Annotated in this window: 15 protein-coding genes and 1 pseudogene; 9 read left to right on the top strand and 7 right to left on the bottom strand. The window is 42.7% G+C overall.

Going from position 1 to position 25,313, the window contains the following annotated elements:
• Positions 1 to 375: 375 nt before the first annotated feature.
• Entirely contained in the window at positions 376 to 894 is a 519-nt protein-coding gene (locus CDG76_RS18195; protein WP_094350362.1) for a hypothetical protein, read from the top strand.
• Between the two features lie 51 nt (positions 895 to 945).
• Here CDG76_RS18195 and thrC read toward each other — a convergent pair whose 3' ends face one another.
• The 3 genes from thrC to CDG76_RS18180 form a co-directional block, all read right to left on the bottom strand.
• Positions 946 to 2,037: a threonine synthase gene (gene thrC, locus CDG76_RS18190; protein ID WP_094350361.1), complete on the bottom strand. Its 1,092-nt coding sequence runs from the start codon at positions 2,035 to 2,037 to the stop codon at positions 946 to 948.
• 770 nt (positions 2,038 to 2,807) lie between these two features.
• Positions 2,808 to 3,560 (bottom strand): DsbA family protein, encoded by a 753-nt coding sequence (locus CDG76_RS18185; protein ID WP_190240889.1) that lies wholly within the window; start codon positions 3,558 to 3,560, stop codon positions 2,808 to 2,810.
• A 318-nt stretch (positions 3,561 to 3,878) separates the two neighbouring features.
• Complete coding sequence (locus CDG76_RS18180) at positions 3,879 to 4,061, bottom strand: hypothetical protein (RefSeq protein WP_094350359.1); 183 nt, start codon at positions 4,059 to 4,061, stop codon at positions 3,879 to 3,881.
• 594 nt (positions 4,062 to 4,655) lie between these two features.
• On the opposite strand from CDG76_RS18180, the gene CDG76_RS18175 reads away from it, so the two are divergent.
• Positions 4,656 to 4,850, top strand: coding sequence for a hypothetical protein (locus CDG76_RS18175; protein WP_094350358.1), 195 nt, complete (start codon positions 4,656 to 4,658; stop codon positions 4,848 to 4,850).
• Positions 4,851 to 4,951: 101 nt separating this feature from the next.
• On the opposite strand, the gene CDG76_RS18170 is transcribed toward CDG76_RS18175, so the two are convergent.
• Positions 4,952 to 7,330 (bottom strand): hypothetical protein, encoded by a 2,379-nt coding sequence (locus CDG76_RS18170; protein ID WP_094350529.1) that lies wholly within the window; start codon positions 7,328 to 7,330, stop codon positions 4,952 to 4,954.
• Between the two features lie 255 nt (positions 7,331 to 7,585).
• On the opposite strand from CDG76_RS18170, the gene CDG76_RS18165 reads away from it, so the two are divergent.
• The 3 genes from CDG76_RS18165 to rtcA all read left to right on the top strand — a co-directional run bounded on the left by CDG76_RS18165 (position 7,586) and on the right by rtcA (position 12,151).
• Positions 7,586 to 9,253, top strand: coding sequence for an iron uptake porin (locus CDG76_RS18165; protein WP_094350357.1), 1,668 nt, complete (start codon positions 7,586 to 7,588; stop codon positions 9,251 to 9,253).
• A gap of 356 nt (positions 9,254 to 9,609) precedes the next feature.
• Entirely contained in the window at positions 9,610 to 10,956 is a 1,347-nt protein-coding gene (locus CDG76_RS18160) for an FAD-binding oxidoreductase (protein ID WP_094350356.1), read from the top strand.
• Positions 10,957 to 11,101: 145 nt separating this feature from the next.
• Entirely contained in the window at positions 11,102 to 12,151 is a 1,050-nt protein-coding gene (gene rtcA / locus CDG76_RS18155; protein WP_094350355.1) for an RNA 3'-terminal phosphate cyclase, read from the top strand.
• A gap of 2 nt (positions 12,152 to 12,153) precedes the next feature.
• Here rtcA and CDG76_RS18150 read toward each other — a convergent pair whose 3' ends face one another.
• Together CDG76_RS18150 and CDG76_RS18145 are read right to left on the bottom strand one after the other, a co-directional pair.
• Positions 12,154 to 12,951, bottom strand: coding sequence for a hypothetical protein (locus tag CDG76_RS18150; protein WP_094350354.1), 798 nt, complete (start codon positions 12,949 to 12,951; stop codon positions 12,154 to 12,156).
• On the bottom strand, positions 12,948 to 14,312 hold the full coding sequence (locus CDG76_RS18145) for an AAA family ATPase (RefSeq protein WP_094350353.1): 1,365 nt from the start codon (positions 14,310 to 14,312) through the stop codon (positions 12,948 to 12,950). The genes CDG76_RS18150 and CDG76_RS18145 overlap by 4 nt, the downstream gene beginning before the upstream one ends.
• A gap of 160 nt (positions 14,313 to 14,472) precedes the next feature.
• Here CDG76_RS18145 and CDG76_RS18140 point away from each other — a divergent pair, with 160 nt between their 5' ends.
• Positions 14,473 to 14,805 (top strand): hypothetical protein, encoded by a 333-nt coding sequence (locus tag CDG76_RS18140; RefSeq protein ID WP_094350352.1) that lies wholly within the window; start codon positions 14,473 to 14,475, stop codon positions 14,803 to 14,805.
• A gap of 427 nt (positions 14,806 to 15,232) precedes the next feature.
• Positions 15,233 to 17,569, top strand: a complete 2,337-nt coding sequence (locus tag CDG76_RS18135) for an EF-hand domain-containing protein (protein WP_094350351.1) — start codon at positions 15,233 to 15,235, stop codon at positions 17,567 to 17,569.
• A 453-nt stretch (positions 17,570 to 18,022) separates the two neighbouring features.
• On the opposite strand, the gene CDG76_RS36270 is transcribed toward CDG76_RS18135, so the two are convergent.
• The gene (locus CDG76_RS36270; protein WP_143854113.1) at positions 18,023 to 18,220 is read right to left on the bottom strand and encodes a hypothetical protein; all 198 of its coding nucleotides are present in this window, start codon (positions 18,218 to 18,220) and stop codon (positions 18,023 to 18,025) included.
• 148 nt (positions 18,221 to 18,368) lie between these two features.
• Between CDG76_RS36270 and CDG76_RS39650 the strand changes: the two are divergent.
• Positions 18,369 to 22,627, top strand: a pseudogene (locus tag CDG76_RS39650) (ATP-binding protein).
• Positions 22,628 to 23,074: 447 nt separating this feature from the next.
• Positions 23,075 to 25,294, top strand: a complete 2,220-nt coding sequence (locus CDG76_RS18125; RefSeq protein WP_094350350.1) for an EAL domain-containing protein — start codon at positions 23,075 to 23,077, stop codon at positions 25,292 to 25,294.
• The last annotated feature ends 19 nt before the right edge of the window (positions 25,295 to 25,313 follow it).

Genomic DNA, 25,313 nt, shown 5'->3' with positions numbered 1-25,313 from the left:
AATTTAATAATGTAACTGTAACCTCCTGCCAAAAGGGGGTTATTTATTTTCCGCGAAAAATATTCAAAAGGTTCATCCTTACCGTAAATTAATTTTGTCTATTTATACCTTTTATAAAAACATTTTTCTAATACCTTAAGGCGTTAGAAAAACGTTATCTATCTAAAACTAGAGCCAGGACTAAAATAAGACGAATTTTAAAAATGCATAGTCATTGCAAAAGCCCAGTTTGCTTGTTACGTATACGTATTAAAATTGCTCGCGAGTTCTTGGAGTAATATAAAAAACATTTAATAGCAAGCTTTTGAGCTTCGTGCTTTTTTGATTGGCGAAAAACAGTATTATAGTACTTTTATAGTACGTACAAGGATAAAAATGGCTGAAAATACTAATAATACGGCTGCTTTAACACAACAGTGGTTGACAGAAATCCAGGTAATTAAAGAGCAGATGGCACAGCTGCAACACGAGCGCGATACGGCTTGGGAAAGTGCCCAAAAATGGCGTCAGCTTTACAACACAGAAGCAGAACAACGCCGCACAGATACCCAACTTTCCCAACAGACGATCGCCTCTCTCAAGGCAGAACTGCATAAACTCCAAGGTCTTGAAGTAGACACACTGGCTGCTGGGACACCAGTAGCGATTCAACAAGAAATAGAACAGCTAAAATCTGTGGAAGACTTGCAAGCTAAACTTATCGCCGCGATTAAAGAACGCGATCGCCTTCTGCAAGCTTTGAAAACTGAGCAGGATAATCATGCCCAAAGCCGCAATAGCCTGACTACTGCCTTGGGTGATGCTATTGATAGCTTGACACACGAACGAGCAGTGGCAGGGAGCAGAGGAGCAGGGGAGCAGGGGAGCAGGGGAGCAGGGGAGAAGTTGCAGTAAGTTTTTCTCCTCTGCCCCTCTGCCCCTCTGCCTCTTCCCATGCCCAATGCCCTAAAATCCCATTGCCTTGGCTACTGCGCCTAGTTCTGCCGCGATACCTTGTTGAAATTGACTGTGATTGTGTTTAATGGCTGTATCTGGGTCTTTTAGACCATTGCCTGTGAGAACACAAACGACTGTCGCCCCTGTGGGAACTTGGTCTTTCACCTGCAACAACCCGGCTACAGAAGCGGCGCTAGCAGGTTCGCAGAAGATACCTTCTGATGCTGCCAAAAGTCGATAAGCGTCGAGAATTTCGGCATCGGTAACGGCGTGGAAATTTCCCTGACTGGCGGTTTGGGCTGCGATCGCTAAATCCCAACTTGCAGGGTTGCCAATGCGAATTGCTGTTGCTAGGGTTTCGGGATGCGCCACTGGCTGACCGTGTACTAAGGGGGCTGCTCCTGCGGCTTGGAATCCCATCATCTTGGGTAGGCGATCGCACTTTCTGGCTTGATGATATTGACAAAATCCCATCCAATATGCTGTGATATTTCCGGCATTGCCCACGGGAATACACAACCAGTCTGGTGCATCACCCAATGCATCGACAATTTCAAAGGCTGCTGTTTTCTGTCCTTCTAGGCGGTATGGATTGACTGAATTCACCAAAGTGATCGGATAGCTTTCGGCCATCTCGCGGACAATTTCTAGAGCTTGGTCAAAATTACCTTTAATTGCCAATACTTCTGCGCCGTATAGTAATGCTTGAGCTAACTTGCCCAGCGCCACATAGCCATCGGGAATCAATACAAAGGCATTCATGCCTCCCCGTCTGGCATAAGCGGCAGCGGCGGCTGAGGTGTTGCCCGTGCTGGCACAAATGACTGCTTTTGCCCCTGCTTCCTTGGCCTTGGAAATTGCCATAGTCATCCCCCGGTCTTTGAAGCTGCCGGTAGGATTTAGACCGTCGTATTTTACAAAAACCCGTACTTGTCTGCCAATGCGTTCTGCGATCGCTGGCGCTGGTATTAGAGGTGTGTTGCCCTCCAACAGAGTCACAATCGGTGTTTCTTCGCTGACAGGCAAGTATTCGCGATAGGCTTCTATCAGTCCGGGCCAGGGTTGGCGATGAGATGTAGCAACAGACAGGCTCAAAGTCACGGGATTTAAAATTTCTTAATGTAAGGATTGGATATTTAGAAAGGCTGGCATAGGGAAGCGCAGGATGGGGAAGCTGAAGAAACTGAGTTTTTCTTTGCCCTGTCCCAGATCCTTAATTCCAAAAGAATATTACTACTTAAAGAATCTTATTTTTTCTGGTGGAGGTGTTTCACTTGCCATTTTTATTTAGAATATCTGTCTATTTTAACCGCCATAGTGACCTTATATTTAACAAATTGCCCAACATTTTTTCATAATTTAGCGGAATTCTTGATATGGTCTACATATAAATCTTGCGTAAATTCAGTAAACCGAAAAGTTTTGCGTTAGCGTTCGCGTTGGCGAAGCCTCTCGAAGAGAAGCGTCTCGTAGAGAAGCTCACCGTTCGCGTAGCGTTCCGAGATGAATAGCTGTGACACTATCTTTTAGTCTAAAATCAGTGCTGTTGAATACTTGTACTGAATAGCTCATTTGGACTCACAACATAAGTAAAGCTAATAAATCAGCCAAAAAGGTAAGGGTAGCTCCCCACCAGAATATAGTTTTGGTGGGGAGCTACCCTTACCTTTGTCTTCAAATTATTAGTTTTACTTATGTAACATCTATCAACGAAATTTTCAAAAACTGGATCAAAAAGTACAGTTTTTCAGAGAACAATCAGGTTTGCAATTATCCATCATTGAGCGATGGCTACGCCCGCCGTTGGCGTTCGCGTTAGCGTCTCTGAAAGAGAAGCCTCTCGTAGAGAAGGCATCGCAAAAGTTTTCGGTCTACTGATTTTCAATATTAGCAAGTTGACTCTCAATGTCTGATAATTGCACCACACCAGAGAAATTTTTACTACTCATCACAAAGGTGGGTGTGCCAGCAATACCCAATTTTTGAGCGAGTTGGATATTTTCCTCAATAGCAGTATTCGCAAGCAAGCGATCGCGCTCAAACTTTTGCAAATCCAATTTAAGTTTTTTGGCAATATCTAAATACAAATCTTTGCCAAGTCCCTTTTGATTAGTAAACAATGCATCGTGATATTCCCAGAACTTGCCCTGCTGATTTCCTGCCCAAGCAGCTTGTGCAGCTGGTAGTGCCTCAGCATGAATTTCAGTCAAGGGGAAATGTTTATAAGCCAATATGAAATCATTTTTATGCTTTGCTAGCAATAGCTTAAGTTTTTTATGTGCCTCAGCACAGTAGGGACATTGAAAGTCAGAGAATTCTACTAATACAATTTTTGATTGAGCCGAGCCGATAGTAGGAGAATCGCCAATAACTAGTTGCGGATTAATTTTTAAATCCTGTAAAAAAACCTGTTGTGCTTGCTTGAATTGCTGTTGCTGTTGCTCCTGATAGTCCTGCACGGATTCAATAATTACCTCTGGGTGTTCGCGGATAATTTGTAATACTTGCTGTTCTAGAGGGGGATTAATTTCGCTGACTGCTTGTGCAGGAAGTGACCAGCCTAATACTAGACAAAGTAAGCCTAACGTTATCCAGGTACGGAGATAATGAAATAATTGAGGCATATCAAAATAGTTAATAATTGCTTTGTTTGTTTTAACTAAAATATTTTAATACTTTGCCCAGAATTTAACATATTTTGGGCGATTTTTATTAGCTTTTTCTTAATATTTAACACTTTTGTTTTCAGAAGTACCCCGCTTTGCGGGGTAACTTCCGTTTAATGGTAGCGAAATTGATTAGAAATCGCTCTTTGACATGGTTAAGTGTCAATTTTGAGAAGCAAGGATTTTAGCCAAGGCGAAGTAGCTACACAGGAACGAATAGCTTGATTAATGACAATAGTGACCCAGTGGCTGATTTAGCTTCTTCTTTCACAACTGCTAATGGATCGGCACCGCCGATTTTTCTGTTACCTTTTGCATCGCACTGCGAACCTTAGAGGTGCGTTGATAGCGCCTTTGAGAATCCGTTTCTGGATTGCTTAAGAATCCCCATCCGCCTATGCTGTGGGGAGCATCAACCTGTTTTGTAATTGATTTGACTAAGGGATATGGTTTTTTCATTCCCTGCTTTTAGGACGTTTCCCCACCCCAATTTGTGAATTTTTCGAGTTACAGATAATTTTTCTACCCAAAAATCCACTTCAACCCCCAGATAGATATCTTGCACCTTCTTTAACTAGGTCAGAAAGCCGAATGGCACTAAGAAAAGCCAGCAATTCTGATTATGAGAATGGTTATAATACGGGAGTTTTGTATAGGTATAAATGACAACAACAACTATTCTCATGATGAGAATTGCCGAGTCATGGGTGAAAATGGCCACAGAGTTGCAATTAGAAGAGTGAGTAAACTTTCCCAATATTGGGAATTTTTGACTACCGTCTATTGTTCTAAAAGGGCGATAATAATTCATACAACCATAATTGACAGGCTATCAATTTAAGTATTGCTAAGTACCGTCGAGTGGACGGAAGCTTTGCACACTTGGGGCGATGTTTTCTTTGGAACACAGCCATTATGATCGCCGTCTCTTATGATTGAACCCAAAATCCATTAGAGTAATTGATTGAAAAGATACAATACTTTAATAAAGCTTAAAAGAGCATTATTATAATATTTCTAATGGTGTGAGTTAAATAGTGGATTTAATTAGCGATGCCTACTTATTTATCTAGTGTTTCCGATTGCGAGTCCCAGACTGCCTGGGTCAGTAAGTTAACCAAGTCTTATTATCAAGATGACCAGCAAGCTAAATTGATGCATTTACAAGCAGAGGTAGACTCTCTGTTGCAGCAATTGGAAAATCTGAAGCACCAACGTTTAGCCGAAACCAACCAAAAAGAAGAATAAGTCAGTCTTGTAGATAGCGATGTCTACGACGGGCTACGCCTACGCTTTTCCCCTTTTTAATTTAAATATTGAGTAAAGGGGAAATTTGAGTCAGGGGTGCGTTATTCAAAGCGCTGATTTTTCTCTGACCAGCGCCTCAAACTGTAGTTATGAGCATTTTCTACCAGTAAAGCTAAGGATTGCACCCCTGAAAGCTTGGCGATCGCAGAGAGTCTTTGTAAGTAATTTCCTGTAAAATCAGTGTAAATGACTTTATTTACATCAGACAAAATTATAGTCCGGTCACGGTGTTGCTCTGGTTTTTCTCCCTGAATTTCAGGTGTCGGCTGATTCAAGGATGCTATGGCTTCTGGTGAGATAGTCAGGATTATTTCTGATTGAGCGTTATTTGTTAAATCAATCACTTGAACGGGCCAATCACCCAATTTTTCCTGCATCTGTTCAAAGCTAGGAATATTACCAGTCGGAAGTTCACCAGATTTTTGTAAAGATTGCCACAGACTCGATAGCATTACCTTCACCCCTTGGGGATTTTGTTGATGCAGTTCTCGTAGAGTAATAGGAGATGGTTGCACCCATTCCAGTGCTGCATTGGTCAAAGCTAAAGGCTTGGGTTGGAGAACATCGTTTTGATTATCTGGAATTTTTGGGCCAGCAGCTAATAGGCGCAAAACTTTACCCCGTAGTTGCACCGCTTTGATAGCGGCGATAGTAATTTTTTGTTCTCCATTTGGCAACCACACTATAATCTGGATTTCCGGGTCAGAAGTGATTCCCAAAGTTTTCCAGAAAAATTTGGCGGCATCAGTTTTCGGTGGGTTGAAATTCTCAAAGGGGAAATTTAGCCAGCGTTTCCCGTCATTAAATGCACTCACCTCCACCTGATACCAAACTTGGTTATCCGTAAGTTTCAAATTTGCTGGGGAATTTGGTTGCAGCCATTCGGTATTGGTAACTTGAGTAATTGGTTGCACCGTACCAACAATCTGACTAAGGTGAGTAGAGGATATTTGCGATGTACCCTCACCATTGAGTCTTGCCAACAAACTTTGAATATAGTCAAGGTTCTCTTTGGTAATTTTTGGTTGCGCCTTTAACCAAGAATTAGCATGTCCTTCTCCCCGCTGCGCTGCTAAAATCAACGCAAACCAAGCTTGCACCTCTCGTCTATTTGGGTTCACCTGCAACGCCGCCACTGTGCGATTCCACAACCGTTTTTCATCAGCTTTGAGTAGAGTAGCAATTTCTTGGGCATTATGTGGCGACGCTTCAAATACCTGTAAAGCTTTCTCCCAGCGGCCATCAATCAAATCTGCTAGCACTTCTTGACTAGGACTTGCCCAAATTTTCTGGGCTTGAGTTTTAGTAAGTTGAGAATGCAAGCGAATCAAATCCATTTGCGCTTGTGCTACTTCTGGTAAAACTCCTTTGCGCTGTTTCTTGATGAATTTCAACCATTCAAAGGCTGGTGTCCACAATCCACTACGAGCAATTGACAGGGCACTTTGGTATCCAGAATCCTTGAAGGTCGATGATTTGAGGTTAATCGCCTCCAATTGAATTGGTTTGAGGAATAACTTTAGAGGTTTGACTTGGTAAACCTGTAAGTGCGGTTCTAAACCTACTGTTTGATCGACAACTAACTCTTTTGTACCATCACCAGTTACCTGCTGCCATTTGGGCAATTGTCCATTAGGACTAATCCAAGACAACATTTGTAGTAAATTCGTGCGTTCTGGATTGTAGTATACGACGTAACCGTAGTGGATGGAACCAGCTGCTTGTTGGCGTTTACCCCGCAAATCAAACCAAACCCCTGATGATGGTGTCTTACCTTCAAAGCGTTGCACTTCAGTTAAAGGTAGGGGAATACTGATATCCTGGGGTTCTGAAGTTTCATCAAGCAGAGAAGAAATCAAAAAGGATTCATCTGGGCCAGTTATAGGTAATTGAGTTGCTAGATAGTAATAATTTTCTGACTGAGATTTAAACTCTAACTCAACTGATAGCTCGTAAACCCTGAGTTCCACCAGTTCTTCACAATCAAATTGACAATTAGCACGTTGTTGAAAAACTGGTAGTAAAAATGAGGTTTTCACATCCTGATGTAAAGGTAGAGTTTCCCCAAATATTTGGTTTTTTTTACTCAAATCGAGTTGAATTTGTTTGAGAGTTTGGGGACGTTCGTGCTTACCAAGGGGGATTTGTGCCCATGCAGGTAAAATTTTATTTAGCCAGCTTACCTCGTCTGGATTGTAGATGAAGAGAACACTAATCCAGGCAAAAGCCATAACTAGACTAGCACTACTTAAGATAATTGCGTAGGCGCAGCCCGTCGTAGACATCGCTAGTATTGACGACAACCAACTTCCTCGTTTTAGCTTTTTCTGGGGTTTTTTAACGACGCGTTTCATCGCACCAGCACGAGGTTGATTTAGTTTAGAGGCTTTTGGCTTCAGCTTGCGTGAACGATTTGCCATAGATTCGGGATTAGAGAATTGAGGATTAGGGATTGAGAAACTCTTTCCTAGTGCCCAGTCCCCATTCCCCAATACCCTGTTATACTCGCCCTTGCAAAAGTTGCCCAGAAGCATTAAGTCTAATTTGGGACAAAATCCGTAAATGTCCCCATGTGAACGCTAGGCAATCGGGAATACACTCTTCACTTAAGTATGTGAGCAGAGTGTAAAAAATTGAAAGGTAGACTTATTAGCCGCAGTCATCGCAAAACCTGGATGCTCGCATGGTTACTAATTGCGGGAATAAATGGAGTTGCACAAAAAGCATTAGCACAAGAGTACATCAATACAGAAACTACTCAGGAGATAGGAGTTAAGGGCGATAATATTATGCCCTTATCTTCCTCCTTCTCTCCAGAAGAACCGATGAACCAAGTTACATCGGTATCTCAACTCAAGGATGTACAACCCAACGATTGGGCATTCCAAGCCTTGCAGTCTTTGGTAGAACGTTATGGTTGTATAGCCGGCTATCCAGACAGCAACTATCGCGGTAATCGCGCCTTAACTCGGTATGAATTTGCTGCGGGTGTAAATGCTTGTTTAGATAGAGTCAACGAATTAATCGCTACAGCCACCAGCGATTTAGTCACTCGCGAAGATTTAGCAATATTACAAAAATTACAGTCAGAATTTGCTCCTGAATTAGCAACTTTGCGGGGTCGTGTCGATAATTTAGAAGCCAAAACTGCTGAAATTGAAGCCAACCAATTCTCAACAACAACTAAACTCAGTGGACTACTGATAGTTGGCATTCAAGGACGAACTAACAATCGTGGTGATGTTAATCCTAGAGATGGACAAAAAGATACAGATGATGCAGGGACAAATATTAATGTTATTTCCCTGGCACAGTTGTATTTAACTAGTCAAATCACTCCCAGTAGTTACTTGTTTACAGGTCTTTTAGATGGTAAAGGAAAAACTACACCTAGATTTACCAATAGTGTTTCCCGGAATGATGTTTTACTTGGCTACGAATTTCCTACAGATAGCTTGATTGTAAGTGACCTAAATTTTCATTGGCTGGTGACAGATAAATTAGCAGTAATGGTAGGAACAGAAGGCGTAAGTATGCCAGCTGCTTTCCGAGGCCCCAATCGGGTAGAAAGTGCTGCAACCGGGCCATTATCTTATTTTGCCCAAAGAAACCCAATTTTAAATATGGGATATGGTCACGGCGGTATAGCTATTGATTGGCAATTTGCTAAACGTGCTAGTTTACAAGCAATTTATACTAGTTATCTACCAGGAAATCCCGGTAAAGGTAGCGGTTTATTTGATGGAACCACCACTACAGGTGTGCAATTACTGCTGACACCAACCGATACTCTAGATTTAAGTTTGTATTACGTTAATAATTACGCTTCAGATGGTTGTTTGCTAACCTTTGTTGGTGATGAATGCTTAACTACAGTTAATACGACTACCGGAAAATCAGCACCGCTACAAACTAACGGTGTGGGTGCAACTCTCACTTGGCAAATTTCTCCCCGTATTAGTGCAGGTGCGTGGGGTGGTTATACTAAATCTTATATTCCTGGGCAATCAGGAAGTGTAGAAACGACAAATTATATGGTGTTTCTAAATTTCCCTGATTTATTTGCTAAAGGAAATTTAGGAGGAATTTATGTCGGTCAACCTCCTAAAATCACTAGTAGTGACTTATCTATAGGGAATAATGTCCCTGATTTTATCAATACAGGTTTAGGACGTGCAGGTGGACAACCAGGTACGACCACTCAAATTGAGGCATTTTATCGTTTTCAGCTAACAGATAATATCAGTATTACACCAGGGATAATTCATCTTATCCAGCCTGGTAACACACCAGATAGTGACTCAGTTACTATCGGCATTCTGCGGAGTACTTTTAGTTTTTAGTTTTAGTTTCACATAATCAGAAGATTCTGCGGCTTCCCACAGGATGCCTTGTAAGATAGCGCTCAGAACTTTGGGAGATGTGGAGATTGCTCTAGCTGTATAACTGAGAATTCAACCCGATTTAACTTTTTTGCGTTGCTCCCATCTCATAACCATAACTCTTCTATCCAATGCACCATCTTCTATTTTGGCGCATCTTCATACAGAATTGGTATAAGTGGCATGAACGTTCTGTGAAACATGAGAGTTAAAATTTTAAAACGCAGAGGGGCGCAGAGGGAAGCGCAAAGGTTCGCAGAGAATTAACTCCTCTGCGTTCCTTTGCGTTCTTTTGCGTTAAAAAAAAAGGATATATTATGACTACAAAATTAGATGCTCTGATTAATTCTCTAGAAGGCATAGAAACTATTACCGACTCTACCCAAGTAGCAAAATTATCCCAGGATTATCACACTTTTAGCCCCGTGTTAGTGTCGAAACTAGAGGGAAAAGTTGGGGATATCGTAGTGCGTCCCGCGAATGAAGCAGAGGTTTTAAAAGTTGCAGCTGCCTGTGCAAAACATCGTATACCTGTAACTGTGCGAGGTGCGGGAACTGGGAATTATGGGCAATGTGTACCGTTGCACGGTGGCGTAATTTTAGATATGACGCGCTTGCAAGAGATTCTTTGGGTAAAACCAGGGGTGGCGAGGGTAGAAGCTGGGGTGAAGTTGGCAGCTTTGGATAAAAAAACACGAGAAATCGGCTGGGAAATCCGTATGGCACCCTCCACGTACCGCACTGCGACAATTGGCGGATTTATTGCTGGGGGAAGTGGCGGTATTGGCTCGATCCAATATGGGTTACTAGGCGATCGCGGTAATATCTTAGCATTGCGAGTGATAACTGTAGAAGATGAACCCCGTGCGATCGCATTACGCGGCGATGATGTCCAAAAGGTAAATCATGCTTGGGGAATTAATGGGATTATCACTGAAGTCGAAATTCCTTTAGGGCCGGCTTATCCTTGGGCAGAAGTCATTGTCACCTTTGATGACTTTATGACAGCAGCAAAGTTTGGTCAGGCAATTGGCAATGCTGATGGCATGATTAAGAAGTTGATTTCTGTCTTTGCATCCCCAATTTCCCAATATTTTCACGCAGTACAAGAGTATATTCCTGAAGGGACTCACTCAGTATTCTTGATCATTTCTGAACCGAGTTTGGAATTCTTATCGGCTTTGGTGCAGCAATACGGCGGTCTGATTACATATAAAAAATCAGCCGAGGAAGCAGCCAAAGGTACACATTTAGCGGAATTTAGCTGGAACCACACTACCTTGCTTGCCCGGAGTGTAGATGCTGGTATTACATACTTACAAAGTCTCTTTCCTAATGATGGCAGTTTGCAACTAGTAGAGCAGATGTATAATTATTTCGGCGATGAGGTAATGATGCATTTAGAATTTTTTCGGGTGAATGGTGTCGTAGTTCCTGGTGCATTGCAACTTGTGCGCTACACCACAGAAGAACGCCTCAATGAAATTATCCGCTATCACGAAGAACAGGGTGTGAGTATTGCTAATCCTCATACGTATATTATTGAAGACGGCGGCAGAAAAGTTATCGATCCTGAACAGTTAAAATTTAAAGAAATAGTCGATCCTTATGGGTTGATGAACCCCGGTAAAAGCAAGGTTCTTCAATTCCAAATTCAAAATTAGCAAACTACAGAAACATATATCAGAAATTTCTCTGTATATTTGTGTAACCTACATCCAAAAAGCTAGTTGCTGGGCGTTTATAATTTGTGGTTTGATTTTAACAGCCGTGGGGATAACCCAAAATCCAACATTCCAATAATCGCCCATGATTGAAATTGACGGTTCCTACGGAGAGGGAGGCGGACAAGTTCTTCGCACTTCCTTAAGCCTAGCCGCCATCACCGGTGAACCCATACGAATTACAGGCATTCGCGCTGGACGCAAAAAGCCAGGATTAGCAGCACAACACTTAACAGCAGTTAGGGCGGCGGCGAGAATTTGTAATGCCCAACTACGGGGTGATGCTTTGGGTTCAATGCTGCTGGAATTCATCCCAGGTAGTGCGGTGCAAGCGGGAATTTATACCTTTGATGTTAGTAAAGCACAACAAGGTGGTTCTGCGGGTGCGATCGCTCTAGTTTTACAGACAATTCTTTTACCTTTGGCATTAGCATCTGGAAATTCTCTGGTGACACTAAAGGGTGGAACTCATGTAAACTTTAGCCCGACAGCGACGTACATTGAGCAAGTTTATCTGCCCATACTGCAACGCATGGGTGTAGAAGCCCAAGTCAAGTTAGGCGCTTGGGGGTGGTATCCCCAAGGTGGGGGAGAGGTAGAGTTACAGGTAGATGGCGGTGGTAAACTCGGTGGGATCGACTTGTTGGAACGAGGCGATTTACAACAGGTGCGGGGATTAGCAGTGGTGACGGAATTGCCTTCCCATATTCCGCAACGGATGGCGAATCGTGCGGAGAATTTGTTACGGGAGGCCCATTTAAAGGTTACTGTACAGACCTTAAGAGAAAGAGGTGTAGCACCTGGGGCGGGTATTTTTTTAACTGCTGAGTATCAGAATAGTTTAACTGGATTTGGTGGATTTGGGCGTTTGCGGTTGTCGGCGGAAACAGTTGCAGAGATTGCTTGTCAGCAACTGCTTGAGTTTCATTACACCGGCGCACCAGTGGATGAACATTTAGCAGATCAGCTATTATTGCCAGCTGCTTTAGCTTCACAGGAAAGTCATTACCGGGTGGCTGAGGTAAGTAGACATTTAACGACGAATGCAGCCGTAATTGAACAATTTGGGTTGGCGCAGATTAGGGTAAATGAAGCCGAGAAAATCGTGTCGGTAATACCTGTAATTGGTGGATAAAATTAAAGACTAAACACTTTCTTAAGAGCCTTGATTTTTGTAGTATCAATGCCACATTCAAGTTTAGAGATAGGATTTAAGCTTTTCCACTTGCCTTTACTAGCGCTGAATATAATATCAGATGATTTTTCTATATCAATAGCTTCAAAGCCATCTATTTGAGATTTTGATAAATAACTCAAACGAATAAATACTTCATCTCTTGATGCAGATTTAATACTCACAACTTCTGGTGGGGGTAACTGTGGTAAAGCTTGTAATGGTGAGAGAAAAAATACTTTTGCAAGAGCATCCAACTTTTTGCCTTTAGTAATTCCACACCTCAAGGTAAGAATTGGGTTAAAATTAGACCAAGTTTTGCGATTAGACTCTGCAATTCGTTTTGTGGTAACAATAGGATTTACACTCTTTAAAGCGCTACTTGGTTCTGATATTAAGTATTTGAGTGCAGCTAGAATAGTATCCTGTGATGCTGTATTCAAATTTACTTTAGGTAAAACTTCTCTAGCTAAAATTTTTGCTTGCTCAATACTTTGAGATTCTGGTGAGATGACTATGCACCAGACTCGCTCTAACTTAGCTTGTTGAGCAACTGCATATACAAAATGATTACTAACAACTTGATATTGATAGTCACCGATTTCTTTAACAATAACAGGAATCCAGTTTCGCCCATCAGCTTGTAGGATAGACTCTGCTGCTGCTTGGATGATAAATTCAGATTCGGAAAACTTCTCTCCAGGCTCAATATAAGTTAGCTTCAAATGCATTAGTTTGCCGATATTATCAAAATCACTCATATAATAAAGTACTCCTTAGCTAGATCGAGATAATATTTTGCAGCAGTAGAATCCTTAAAAGCTGCTGGAATTCGAGCAAAGGCTGCACCTGCTACAATTGCATAACTTGGCAAACTAAATATTTTTGTATTGGTGTTGGTGTCAGCTTTTATATACTTAGGATAAAAATAAGGAAGTAAATTAAACTTTGATGCTTTGATCTCTCTGTTAATAATAGCTACAATTTCCTGATTTGCTATTTTAAGCTGAGGAGGAGTGATATTTTCACCATTAAAAAATATAGGTAAGGCGATTGGCCCACCATCTTGTCTAACTGCCTTAATTTTTGGTACTAACTCTTTAATTACTTTAGCGGCATTATCTAGGGATGCTAAATTATTGTGTTTTGTAGGTATCAAAACAGCATCACAGGCGTAGAGACTACTTTGACTAAAAAACATCCAGTTTGTCGGACAGTCAATGAATATATAATCATATTCATACACAAAAGCTTTTAGAACATCTTTTAACCTAGCAGATCCCTTTTCAATTCTTGTAGCTAAGTCTTGTTCTGTAAAATTTCCCAGTTTTGGATCTGCGGGAATAACGTCAAATTGTAATGATTTACCAGATTTAAATTTGACTGTAAATGGTTGAACTGTATCGTGAATGTCTAAATCTCTATCCGATAGACAATCATATAAGCTGATTTTTCCTACCTGTAAACCAAGAGATTTAGTTAAATCTCCTTGTTGTGGATCAAAGTCGATTACTAAAACTTGTTTACCTTGTTGTGCAAGAGTGGCTGCTAAATTAGCAGTTGTTGTAGTTTTGCCCACACCTCCTTTATTGTTGTAAAGACAAACAGTTAAAGCTTTGGGAGGATTGTAAATTAAATGTTTGATATGGGAAATAATAGCATTAATATTATCTTTTTTAATTAAAATACTTGGACTTGCAGGAAATACAACTTTTCCATGTCGCCGGAATAACTGAATATGAACTGAATTAGTAATAATTCCCCATTGAGATGTATTGCACTTAGAAGCAAGTAAATATCTTTTTATTTGCTCTCTAGTATTTATATATTGAGGAGTGCCTTCTGATAAATTAATCTTGGCTCCTGAACCTGTTGCTCGTGCCTTAACTTCAACAAGTAAATAGGGATTAGTCTTAGAGAACACAAAATTATCACCATCAGTATTTTTGCGAACAGCAAAATCTACTGTTCCATTTCCTGTGGAAAATTCTGGAACCTGCTCTTGTTGATTAAATCCCAGTGCCTCTATAAAGTCTTCTACAAATCTCTTGCTGATAAGCGCCTCATTACTCTCATCAGGTAAAATGTTGTCTAAAATGTGGTTCCAGTCTGTAAGTAGCATTGCTTAATAAGCAAACGGGAACAATGACAAAACCGTTTGTTTGATTCATTGAATCAAATTTGCTACTTAATCGACCTCAGTATTTTTATCTAATTGGATTGATTACTAGATTAAAGCTTTTTCTTAAAAGCAGGACTCTTGCATCTAGTAAATTATACTCTTGGATAAACCTCTGAGCTTTGTCGATGAACGTTTGAGCTTTGTGGATGAATGTTTGAGCTTTGTAGATGAATGTTTGAACTTTCTGGATGAACGTTTGAACTTTCTGGACGAACGTTTGAGCTTTCTGGACGAACGTTTGAGCTTTCTGGACGAACGTTTGAGCTTTCTGGACGAACGTTTGAGCTTTGTAGATGAACGTTTGAACTTTCTGGATGAACGTTTAAGCTTTCTGGATGAACCCTTGAGATTTATCGATAGACCTAATTTTTGTCAATGGGATCGTGCATGGAGTGTTCAGCAAAATAGAAATTTGCCCTATTCCCAACACTAGAAATAAGACAAAGGAGTTTTTATAAGGGGAGATAGAAAACTTTTGAGAAGTACAGCAGCGTAAATAATTAAAGGTTTGTAGTGATGATTTTAGTCCTCTCTGCGAGACGCTACGCGAACAAATCAGGGCTGAAACACTTACTATAGAATAATATTCAGATTTTTTATATTACTTAATATAGTTTGATTTATTCTCGCTGACTTACTTGGTTTATCTAGGAGCATTTGCAATTAAAACCATAAAGCTGCATTGATTGCAACAATAAGCAACTGACAAATTTACAAGGCGACTGCAAGTAAGGTTGGGACTAAGTTCAGACGTTCCTAATATTTACTACTTACCTAACATAACTAGACAGCATTGAAGTAGCTGTTAGAAAACATGGTAATAAATTTATTAGTGACAGATATAGAATTGGAACAAAACCATGATTGATGAACAAGAAATAGAAAAATTGTGGCAAGCTTTCAAAGTATTAGACGTAGACGGCAACGGAGCGATCTCAACCGAGGAACTGGGGGAGGTAATGCGATCGCTAGGGCAAAATCCCACGGAAGCGGGTTTGCGTGACTTGATTAAGGAGATTGATGTTGACTTGTCAGGCACTATTGACTTTGAAGAATTTAAAACGCTGATGATCGCGAAAGTAGGCGATCGCGAAAGCCGCCTCAAGTTAGCCTTCAGTGCCTTTGATGAAGACGGTAGCGGTGAAATTACTGCCGTTGAACTGCGGACAGTGATGACTCAGTTTGGGCTGACAGACGCTGAATTGAAAGAGATGTTGCAGGAAGTAGATCATGATGGCGATGGCTCAATTGACTTTGAGGAATTCTGTCAGCTAGTACCGGAGGAGTCAGAAAGCAAAACTGGTTATCAAGACTCACCGATTTCCCTGAACAGTTCGCTCAAGACAGTTGCTACTTCCAATGAGGCCGCAGCAGCCAGCACCCAGCCGACGCCAGAAGCAACGACTCCAGAGTTGGCACAGTTAAGAGAACAGTTAGCGCAACAACCAAACTCACCGAATCAGAAAAAAAGCGGTACGTCTCCCTTACAAATGCAGATTGGTTTGTTTCGTTTGATTCAAGGAGCAGCCTATCGCAGTTTCCGTGAGAGTTTCTCTGCAAATCACGAAACTCACTTGCGCGTGAAAAACTTGCCATACAAAATTACTGATTTTGTGGAGTTTGTTAAACAGGCGATCGCACTGTACAAAGCATTAGGTATAGTATCCGAAGATTGCTACCCCGTCCTGGATGCAGTAGTTGAATCAATTGCCGATGAATATGCCCGATTACAGGAGCGGATCAAAAACTGGCAAACAGTGGCAAAAACACCAGAAATGTTGGCAGAACAGCAAGCGATTTTAGAAGCGCGGAGTAAATTTGCCAATGTCAAAGAAAAGTTTGCTGCCGGAGTCGAGTTTGCAATTACGATTAAAAAGAAAAGTCTTAGCCTGGGTGACATCGTAGAAGGTGTGCTGGCTATTAACGAACTCAATCGTCTGCGGGGAATAGAACTGAACGAAGAAATGGCTCCACCACCAACTAAATCTCAGGCAAATCCAAAAGACTATTTGCACAAGTGGAACCGCGTCATTCTCTCCCAAGCAACTGAAGAAATAGATGGTGCAATCATGCCAGTAGCATACTGGTATGAAGACTTTATGCCGAAGTTGTTGGCAGCGTTTAGTGTTTCTAGCACAGCAGATATCCAAAGTAACACCGTACCCAACCAGGCGGCTTTGGATGAATGGTATCAGTGTACAAAAAACTCAGGAGAATTTAACCGCTACGGGGCGGATGTCGCCGAAAATTTTCCCCGTTGCACTCCCAAACAAAAACTCATACTCAAACAAGCATGGCGGTTAACGCATCACTACCTGAATGGAGTGCAGAAACGCCGCGAACGCCTAGAGTTTGGGCGAGAATCAGGGGCGCTATCGCAGTATGTAGCATTCATTGATGTCTATCTAGATCGGACTGAGGTGAAGGATTCCCAAATGCGAGTCAGCTTCCCCTACTACATTGGCCCGGCTGTGTGGCGCTTCTTCCATACCACAGCTGAGATTGTGTCTACCAAGGCACCAGAACAGCAAAAAGCCGCAGTCGCAATCTTCAAAGATTTCTTCCAACTGTTTGCCACAATGTACCCCTGTCCTTACTGCCGACACCACCTGAATATGTATGTTGTCCAAAATAAGGAAGTGGATATGTATCCTGTAGAATACCTGGTGCTTGGGCGCGATCCTAACCTGACTGACTTTGAGGTGTCACTAGAGGCGAAATTATTCACTGTCGTAGATGGTTCCTCCCTGCGGTTATTCTTCTGGAAACTGCATAACACCGTTTCTTCTTCCATTGCGCGATCGGAAGAATGGTATCACAAGGATGAGAAAGCGTTCTACACCACCCGTTTTTGGCCCAGCCTTGACTCTGAGTTAGCAAGAGCCAATGCACTCAAATACACCAGCATAGAAACTGCTCGCATCTACAACATCTACGGAATTCTCAAGCCATTGGCACGGCTGACAGGGGTAAAAACGGAATTGCCAAAGCTGCTGGAGAAGGGCGATGCAAATAATCTCAAGGAAGCGTGTGTAGTTGCACAGAACCACATCAAAGATTTAGAGGAAGCTGTCATTATCGGGCTGTTTCTCCAAGAAACATACTACTTTGAGCCTAGCCTTGTGGATAAACCTCCACTCTTCACCCCTGAAGAAGAAGAGTTTGCCCGAACTGGTATGTTTACAGAAACGATTTAAATACTTATAGGACTAGCCCTTCAAGGTGGGTAAAAATTTTGGTCAAAAAATTCCTCTTTAATCTTTTTACTCTGTGTTTTCTGCGTCTGGAGTAGTTAAATAAATTACTTTTTAACCGCACAGACGCAGAGCGCACAGAGAGAAAAAGAGAGATTTTACCAGTCATCTTGAAAGGGGTAGTCCTAACCTAGAATGCTTTAATTCCGCTTCTTCATTACTTGTTATGCTAAAAACGTCTATAAATTAGCTCACATCCCTTGCTGGGTAATAAAGACAGCTTTTAATTTTGACGTTTTAGCTTTTGGGAAAAAATCTAGGTTGTAACTGCCTGAAACCCTTTCTTTTAAAGGCGAATTCCTAATTTTAGTTTAAAATTTAGCATAACACCTACGGAAGAGCCTTAATTCCTCTCCTTGAAAGTTTCGTTGGCAGGGGAATATTTAGCGCTACCCATTAAAACCCGTTTATTTGACCTACAGCGTGCCAAATGCTTGTGGCTAGCGATCGCCGTTGCAACATTATGGATTGATTGTCTAATGAGAATCGCCCTTGGTAGCTAGCTTGAAATATCGATGATATAAAGGAGACAATAAAAATAGCCAAAGTAAAAGCTTGCCCCGAAAAGGCAATTTCAAAGCTTTGAAAAGTCACAGCATTGGCATCTCACGCTGTATATGCCTTTGAATATCCTCTAAAATAAGTGTTTATAAGCGTAAATGTCTAACTTATAGAGGATTTTTTCTAAAAGACAACCACCGATGTAGCCTGTAACCGACACATGACCAATCGAGAGGAATTAATGAAGAACGAGTCAACGTTAGCAAGCAACGCCGACGTAAATTTCCTTATCGGTGGAGGTGAAATGGGTGCTAGGATGCGAGAACAGGATTGGTCAAAAACGTCCCTTGGCCCAACACAGCACTGGCCACAGAGTTTGAAGACTGCCGTGCGAATTATGCTAACTTCCCGTCAACCCATGTTTGTTTGGTGGGGCGAGGAACTGATTAACCTTTACAATGACGCTTACAAGGCGATTATTGGCGGCAAACATCCAGAAGCACTTGGGCAGCCAGCTTCATACGTGTGGCGGGAAATTTGGGATCAGGTTGGGCCTCGCGCCGAATCAGCGATGCTGAAGAATGAGGGTACTTACGACGAAGCGCTGCTGCTAATTATGGAGCGCAACGGCTATCCAGAAGAAACCTATTATACTTTTTCATATAGCCCGGTTCCTAATGACCAAGGCGACACAGGCGGGATCATCTGCGCTAATACAGAGGACACGCAGCGGATTATTAGTGAGCGTCAGTTGGCACTTTTGCGCGAACTAGCGGCGAGGACGGCAGACGCGCGAACATTCGATGAAGCCTGTACGTTGAGTGTGAGTTGTCTGGAGAGCAACCCTTACGATCTCCCTTTTGCAATGATTTATTTGGTCGATCCCGATAAGCAGCAAGTTTTTCTGGCTGGAACTTGCCGCATTGGGCAAAACCACGTAGCAGTTCCCGAAACAGTGGCTCTCGATGCTGATGGGGTTTGGCCCTTTGCAGAAGTGATCGGAACACATCAAGCCAAACTGATTTCCGGTTTGGAAATGTCTTTTAGTAGTCTACCTTGTGGCGTTTGGCAGCGATCGCCCCACCAAGCGATCGCAGTACCTATTGCCGCATCCGGTCAAACCGGAAAAGCTGGTATCTTAATCACTGGTTTGAACCCCTTCAGGCTATTCGATGACAATTATAAAGGATTCATTGATTTAGTTGCGGCTCAAATTGCAGCCAGCATCGCTAACGCCCAAGCTTACGAGGAAGAACGCAAACGTGCTGAAGCCTTGGCAGAAATCGATCGCGCCAAAACCGTCTTTTTCAGCAACGTCAGCCACGAGTTCCGTACCCCACTTACTCTAATGTTGGGGCCATTAGAAGACACCTTAACCACTTGTGGTACTCTGCTTCCAGCCAAAGAGCGAGAGCAGCTAGAAATGGTGCAACGCAACGGACTTCGGCTGCTGAAACTGGTCAACAGCTTGCTAGACTTTTCACGCATTGAAGCCGGAAGGGTTCAAGCTTCTTATGAAGCCACTAACCTTGCCACCTTCACCGCAGAACTAGCTAGTGTATTTCGTTCCGCTGTAGAACGGGCAGGGATGCAATTATCAGTTAATTGTCCTTCCTTGCCAGCACCAGTGTATGTAGATCGGGAGATGTGGGAAAAAATTGTTCTTAACCTGCTCTCGAATGCCTTCAAGTTCACGATGGCTGGAGAAATTGCAGTCAGTTTGCAGTGGTCAAATAACCGTATTGAGTTTGCAGTCAAAGACACAGGAATCGGTATCCCAGCAGAAGAAATCCCCCACCTTTTTGAACGATTCCACCGCGTCAAAGGGGCGCAAGGACGAACTTTTGAAGGGTCAGGAATTGGATTATCACTGGTGCAAGAATTGGTGCAAATGCATGGTGGAACAGTTGATGTTACCAGTCTTCTCGGAGTAGGCAGTTGCTTTACCGTGTCAATTCCAACAGGATATGCTCATTTGCCTCCAGACCGGATTAGTGCCCCGCGAACTTTAGCTTCAACTGCATTAGGTGCAACACCTTATTTAGAAGAAGCCCTGCGGTGGCTACCGGAAGAAGAGAGCAGGGGAAGCAGGGGGAGAATCTATATATGATGTGTAGTCTTCTTGAACTATTTCTTCTCCCCCTGCCCCTCCGCTCCTCTGCTCCCTCTGCTCGGATTCTCTTGGCTGATGACAACGCAGATATGCGTGATTATGTCAATCGGCTATTAAGTCAGCAATATGAAGTGGAAGCAGTGCCAGACGGTTTAACTGCTTTGGAGTCTGCTCGTGGACGTGTCCCCGATTTAGTACTGACAGATGTGATGATGCCTGGATTAGATGGCTTTGGACTGCTGCAAGCATTACGAGCCGATCCGCTGACGCAAAAAGTTCCCATCATTCTATTGTCGGCACGGGCGGGAGAAGAGGCACGGGTGGAAGGGTTAGAAGCGGGAGCCGATGATTATCTGATTAAACCTTTCTCTGCCCGTGAATTGTTGGCGCGGGTAGAAGCAGCCCTAAAAATGGCTCGTCTCCGCCAAGAAGCTATGGAACGCGAGCAAGGGTTGCGAATTGAAGCTGAGGTTGCTAAAGCACACCTAGAGACTGTCATCGCTGGCATCCAAGACCAGTTCTTTGTGTTGGATCGAGAGTGGCGTTATACTTTTGTCAACGATCGCGTAGCAGATGTTGTTGGCATCCCAAAAGAAGAGTTGCTAGGCAAGATCATTTGGGAAGTGTTTCCCGATGTGGTTCAAAGCGAGTTTGATACCCAAGTTCATCGAGCGATCGCCCAAAACACCGTTGTTCAGTTTGAATACTTTTATGCGCCTTGGCAGCGCTGGTTTGAGAACCGCGTCTACCCTTTTGCAGAAGGAGTCAGCGTTTTTGTTACAGAAATTAGCGATCGCAAACAAGCAGAAAAAGCACTTCGGGAAAGCGAAGAAAAGTTCCGCAACATGGCTGATAATGCCCCCTTCATGGTTTGGGTGACAGATACCAATAACTACTGCACCTATCTCAGTCAAAGCTGGTACGATTTTACAGGTCAGAACGAGGAAATGGGTCTGGGATTTGGCTGGTTAAATGCTGTGCATCCAGAAGACTATAATGACACCAGGAATGTTTTTCTGGAAGCTAATAGGAGTTACTCGGCCTTCCGTTTGGAGTACCGCTTGCGGCGCAAAGATGGCGAATATCGCTCTTGTATCGATGCCGCGAATCCGTGGTTTGGGGTGGACGGTGAGTTTAAAGGTTACATCGGCTCAGTCATTGACATTACCGAACGCAAAGTCGCAGAAGCCGAACGCGATCGCCTCCTAGAACTTGAGCAAGCTGCCAGAACTGAAGCCGAAAGAGCCAACCGGGTTAAAGATGAGTTTCTGGCGGTACTTTCCCATGAATTGCGATCGCCTCTGAATCCGATTCTTGGTTGGGCGAGACTCTTGCAGACTCGTGAGTTTGAACCAGCAGCCCTAAAGAAAGCGATCGCAACTATCGAGCGGAATGCTCAATTACAAGCTCAACTAATTGAAGATTTGCTTGATGTCTCTCGGATCTTACAAGGCAAGCTCAACCTGAAGATGTTACCTGTCAACCTAGTACTTGTGATTGAGGCGGGATTGGAAACAGTCCGTTTGGCAGCAGAAGCTAAAAATATTCAAATTCAGATGATGCTGGATGCTTCTTTCGGGCAAGTTTTGGGTGATTCTAGTCGTTTACAACAAGTTATTTGGAATCTCTTATCGAATGCCGTTAAATTCACTCCTGAAGGAGGAAAAATTGATATTCAACTAGAGTGCGTTGACGCTCAAGCTGAGATTACCGTCAGCGACACAGGTAAGGGAATCAACCCTGAGTTTCTGCCTTATGTGTTTGAATATTTTCGTCAGGCTGATGGCACGACAACCCGAAAATTTGGTGGATTGGGGTTAGGGTTAGCAATTGTGCGTCATTTGACCGAATTACATGGCGGCACGATTCAGGCAGAAAGTTTAGGTGAGGGGCAAGGAGCTATTTTCCGAGTTAGGCTACCACTAATTAAAAAAGATTTAACCCCAAAACAAGATATAAATGTTGCTGCATTAAATCCTTCTCCTTTTCCTGAAATCCTTGCAGGCATCCAAATCTTAGTTGTAGATGATGACAATGATACCCGTGACTTCCACACATTTGTACTAGAACAGGCTGGAGCAATGGTGACAGCAGTGACATCAGCAAAAGAAGCATTACAAATTTTGGCAAAGTCAGAACCAGATATGCTGCTCAGTGATATTGGGATGCCAGAGATGGATGGCTATATGCTGATGCGCCAAGTTAAAGCATTGCAGGCAAACCAAGCCAAACAAATTCTGGCGATCGCTTTAACCGCTTATGCTGGAGAAATCAATCAGCAACAAGCACTTGAATCAGGGTTTCAAAAGCATCTGTCCAAACCCGTCGAACCAGAGGAGTTAGTCAAGGCAATTGTAACTCTAATTGGTAGAAGTGGGCATATCTAAGTATAGGGGAGCCAATTTCAAAGTCCCTCTCCCAAAATTGGGAGAGGGATTTAGGGTGAGGGCTTTTGATTCATGTCTTAATTTATTAACTTGTTTCAAAGATTTTGTTGTTTATTGAGGTCGATTGATTCTTCAAAAAAATATATTTACTCTGAATTAATCTAGCTAAACGCTGTTACTAATCTGGCTAATTTTACCTTTATTTTGTAACTTCAATTGTTAATCTAACTCCTCATTTTGTTGCTTAATTGCACAAAATACATCGGCAATTACTTGAGGCTTCAGTATAAATTTTAGTATGTGCTACTAAGTTGCTTACTCAGCTAAATTATTCAGTTTACTTAACTCATCAAATCTTCACGTATTTGAAGTATAGTTTATCTTTTACACTAAAAATAGTGGGAATAATAGAATAAATCGGATTGAGCAAATTCAAATTATTTAGCTATGAGCCAAATATGTCCTATCTCCAAAACCTGTGCTTGTCGCAATGTTGCACGCTGCCGGAATCAGGAGGCAGGTAGGCTCTTTCTCTGGTTCCCCGTTCCACATACCCTGATAAAAGTCACCTCTTACCTACAGCAGTTTTCCCTTAAGTATGAACTGATGCACGAGCGACCAGGTTTGAGTTTGGACTGTAAACCCGGACAGTCTCTAGAAATTGCTCGTAATCTGGCCAAACTACTTGCACCAAGAGAATTAAAAGAGACGCAAGTCCTTTTCATGCAAGGCACTTTCCAACCTCAACTCCATGATTTTAGTGACATAGCCTCATTACAACGCTTCATTAAGTTGAACCAATCCGACTGGCTGGTTGATATGCTGGCAACGGAACGATTCACCAGTTACTTTCAACCAATTGTCTCAATTTACGATACATCGCAAATTTTTGGATATGAATCGCTCTTGCGGGGACTGGATGAAGAAGGCAATTTAGTGCTACCAACACCAATTATAGAGTTAGCAACCGAAGCCGGACTTCTACCACAACTAGACCAAGTTGCTCGACTCAGCGCAATCACTCAATTCAGCCGCTATCAAGTAAGTGGGCACATCTTCATCAATTTTGCACCAACGTCACTTTATGACCCAGCTTTTTGCCTACGTAGTACGGTAGAGGCAATTGATAGTGCCGGAATTTCTCACGATCGCGTTGTTTTTGAAGTCGTGGAGTCAGACAATCCTCAAGATTTAGCCCACCTCAAGGCAGTGCTTCAATACTACCGGAATGCTGGATTTTTAGTCGCTCTTGATGACCTTGGTTCTGGCTATTCCAGCCTAAACTTGCTGCATCAGTTACGTCCAGACTTTATCAAGCTGGATATGGAGTTAATTCGAGATGTACATCAAGACCTTTACAAAGCTTCGATTACCGAGAAACTGCTAGAGATTACTCAAAAGTTAAACATTCAAACCGTTGCTGAAGGAATTGAGTGTATTGAGGAACTGAACTGGCTGCGAGAACGAGGTGCAAATTTTGCTCAAGGCTATTTGATTGGTAAACCCAGTGCAGCGCCTGTCACTACAACCCCTTACTTTGAGCAAATCGTATTAACTGTAGCATCGGCACACTCTCAGCAAGATGAGGAGCGTGTCCAACACCAAACCGAGTCTGAGCGAATTGTTGCGGCTGTAACGCAGCGCATTCGCCAATCGTTGGAGTTAGACGAGATTTTGCAAACCACAGCAGCGGAAGTGCGACAACTGTTTGAGGTAGACCGAGTGCTGATTTACCAGTTTGAGCCAGACTGGAGTGGATTAGTCGCTGTAGAATCCTTAGCAGAAGGGTGTATGTCGATTTTGGGATTTCACGTCATGGATACCGGCTTTAAATCCACGCGTGCAGCTTACTATCAACAAGGTAACACCAGAGCGATCGCAGACATTGAAACTGCGGGTCTATCACCTTGTCATGTTGACCTCCTTAGAAGTCTGCAAATCCGGGCAAACCTTGTCGTACCAATATTGCAGCAAGGGTGTTTGTGGGGACTATTGATTGCTCACCAATGCCGTCAGCCCAGACAATGGCAGCAATCGGAGATTAACTTGTTTAACCAGTTAGCAGGTCAAGCTGCGATCGCTATTCAGCAATCAGAACTTTACCACCAATTACAACAAGCAAACCAGGAATTACAGCGCCTTGCCTGTTCCGATGGTCTAACCCAAGTGGCAAATCGACGCTGCTTTGATGACACGTTAAACACGCAGTGGCAATGGTTGGCACGAGAGAAAAGTTCGCTATCTTTGATTTTGTGTGATGTCGATTACTTTAAGCTTTACAATGATACGCATGGACATCTAGCAGGAGATGATGCACTTAGACAAGTTGCTAAGGCAATCTCTCAGACAGTTAAACATCCCGCTGATTTAGTGGCTCGTTATGGCGGAGAAGAGTTTGCAGTCATTTTGCCGAATACTGATATCGAAGGGGCTATTGCAGTTGCAAAAGATATTCAGATCAATGTTAGTGCATTACAAATACCTCATTCCCATTCTCAGGTCAGTGAATTCATTACCCTAAGTCTTGGTGTGGCAACCATCACTCCTCATAGCCAATTATCTCCTGCAATCTTAATTGCTGCTGCTGACCAAGGACTCTACCAGGCAAAAGCACAAGGGAGAAATTGTGTCGTGCAGATGGATTGCGAGAATGCTGATGCTAAATAAGCTGATGCGCTTGTAAGTT

The sequence above is a fragment of the Nostoc sp. 'Peltigera membranacea cyanobiont' 210A genome (assembly GCF_002246015.1).
Lineage (GTDB): Bacteria > Cyanobacteriota > Cyanobacteriia > Cyanobacteriales > Nostocaceae > Nostoc.
Note: the sequence above shows the minus strand (reverse complement) of the source record. Positions and strands in the feature narration are given on the sequence as shown.

Excerpts from the sequence above, each read along its gene's own strand:
- CDG76_RS18195 (WP_094350362.1), top strand. The coding sequence starts at position 376 with ATGGCTGAAAATACTAATAATACGGCTGCTTTAACACAACAGTGGTTG.
- CDG76_RS18185 (WP_190240889.1), bottom strand. The coding sequence starts at position 3,560 with ATGCCTCAATTATTTCATTATCTCCGTACCTGGATAACGTTAGGCTTA.
- CDG76_RS18180 (WP_094350359.1), bottom strand. The coding sequence starts at position 4,061 with ATGAAAAAACCATATCCCTTAGTCAAATCAATTACAAAACAGGTTGAT.
- CDG76_RS18175 (WP_094350358.1), top strand. The coding sequence starts at position 4,656 with ATGCCTACTTATTTATCTAGTGTTTCCGATTGCGAGTCCCAGACTGCC.
- CDG76_RS18170 (WP_094350529.1), bottom strand. The coding sequence starts at position 7,330 with ATGGCAAATCGTTCACGCAAGCTGAAGCCAAAAGCCTCTAAACTAAAT.
- CDG76_RS18165 (WP_094350357.1), top strand. The coding sequence starts at position 7,586 with ATGCTCGCATGGTTACTAATTGCGGGAATAAATGGAGTTGCACAAAAA.
- CDG76_RS18160 (WP_094350356.1), top strand. The coding sequence starts at position 9,610 with ATGACTACAAAATTAGATGCTCTGATTAATTCTCTAGAAGGCATAGAA.
- rtcA (WP_094350355.1), top strand. The coding sequence starts at position 11,102 with ATGATTGAAATTGACGGTTCCTACGGAGAGGGAGGCGGACAAGTTCTT.
- CDG76_RS18150 (WP_094350354.1), bottom strand. The coding sequence starts at position 12,951 with ATGAGTGATTTTGATAATATCGGCAAACTAATGCATTTGAAGCTAACT.
- CDG76_RS18145 (WP_094350353.1), bottom strand. The coding sequence starts at position 14,312 with ATGCTACTTACAGACTGGAACCACATTTTAGACAACATTTTACCTGAT.
- CDG76_RS18135 (WP_094350351.1), top strand. The coding sequence starts at position 15,233 with ATGATTGATGAACAAGAAATAGAAAAATTGTGGCAAGCTTTCAAAGTA.
- CDG76_RS18125 (WP_094350350.1), top strand. The coding sequence starts at position 23,075 with ATGAGCCAAATATGTCCTATCTCCAAAACCTGTGCTTGTCGCAATGTT.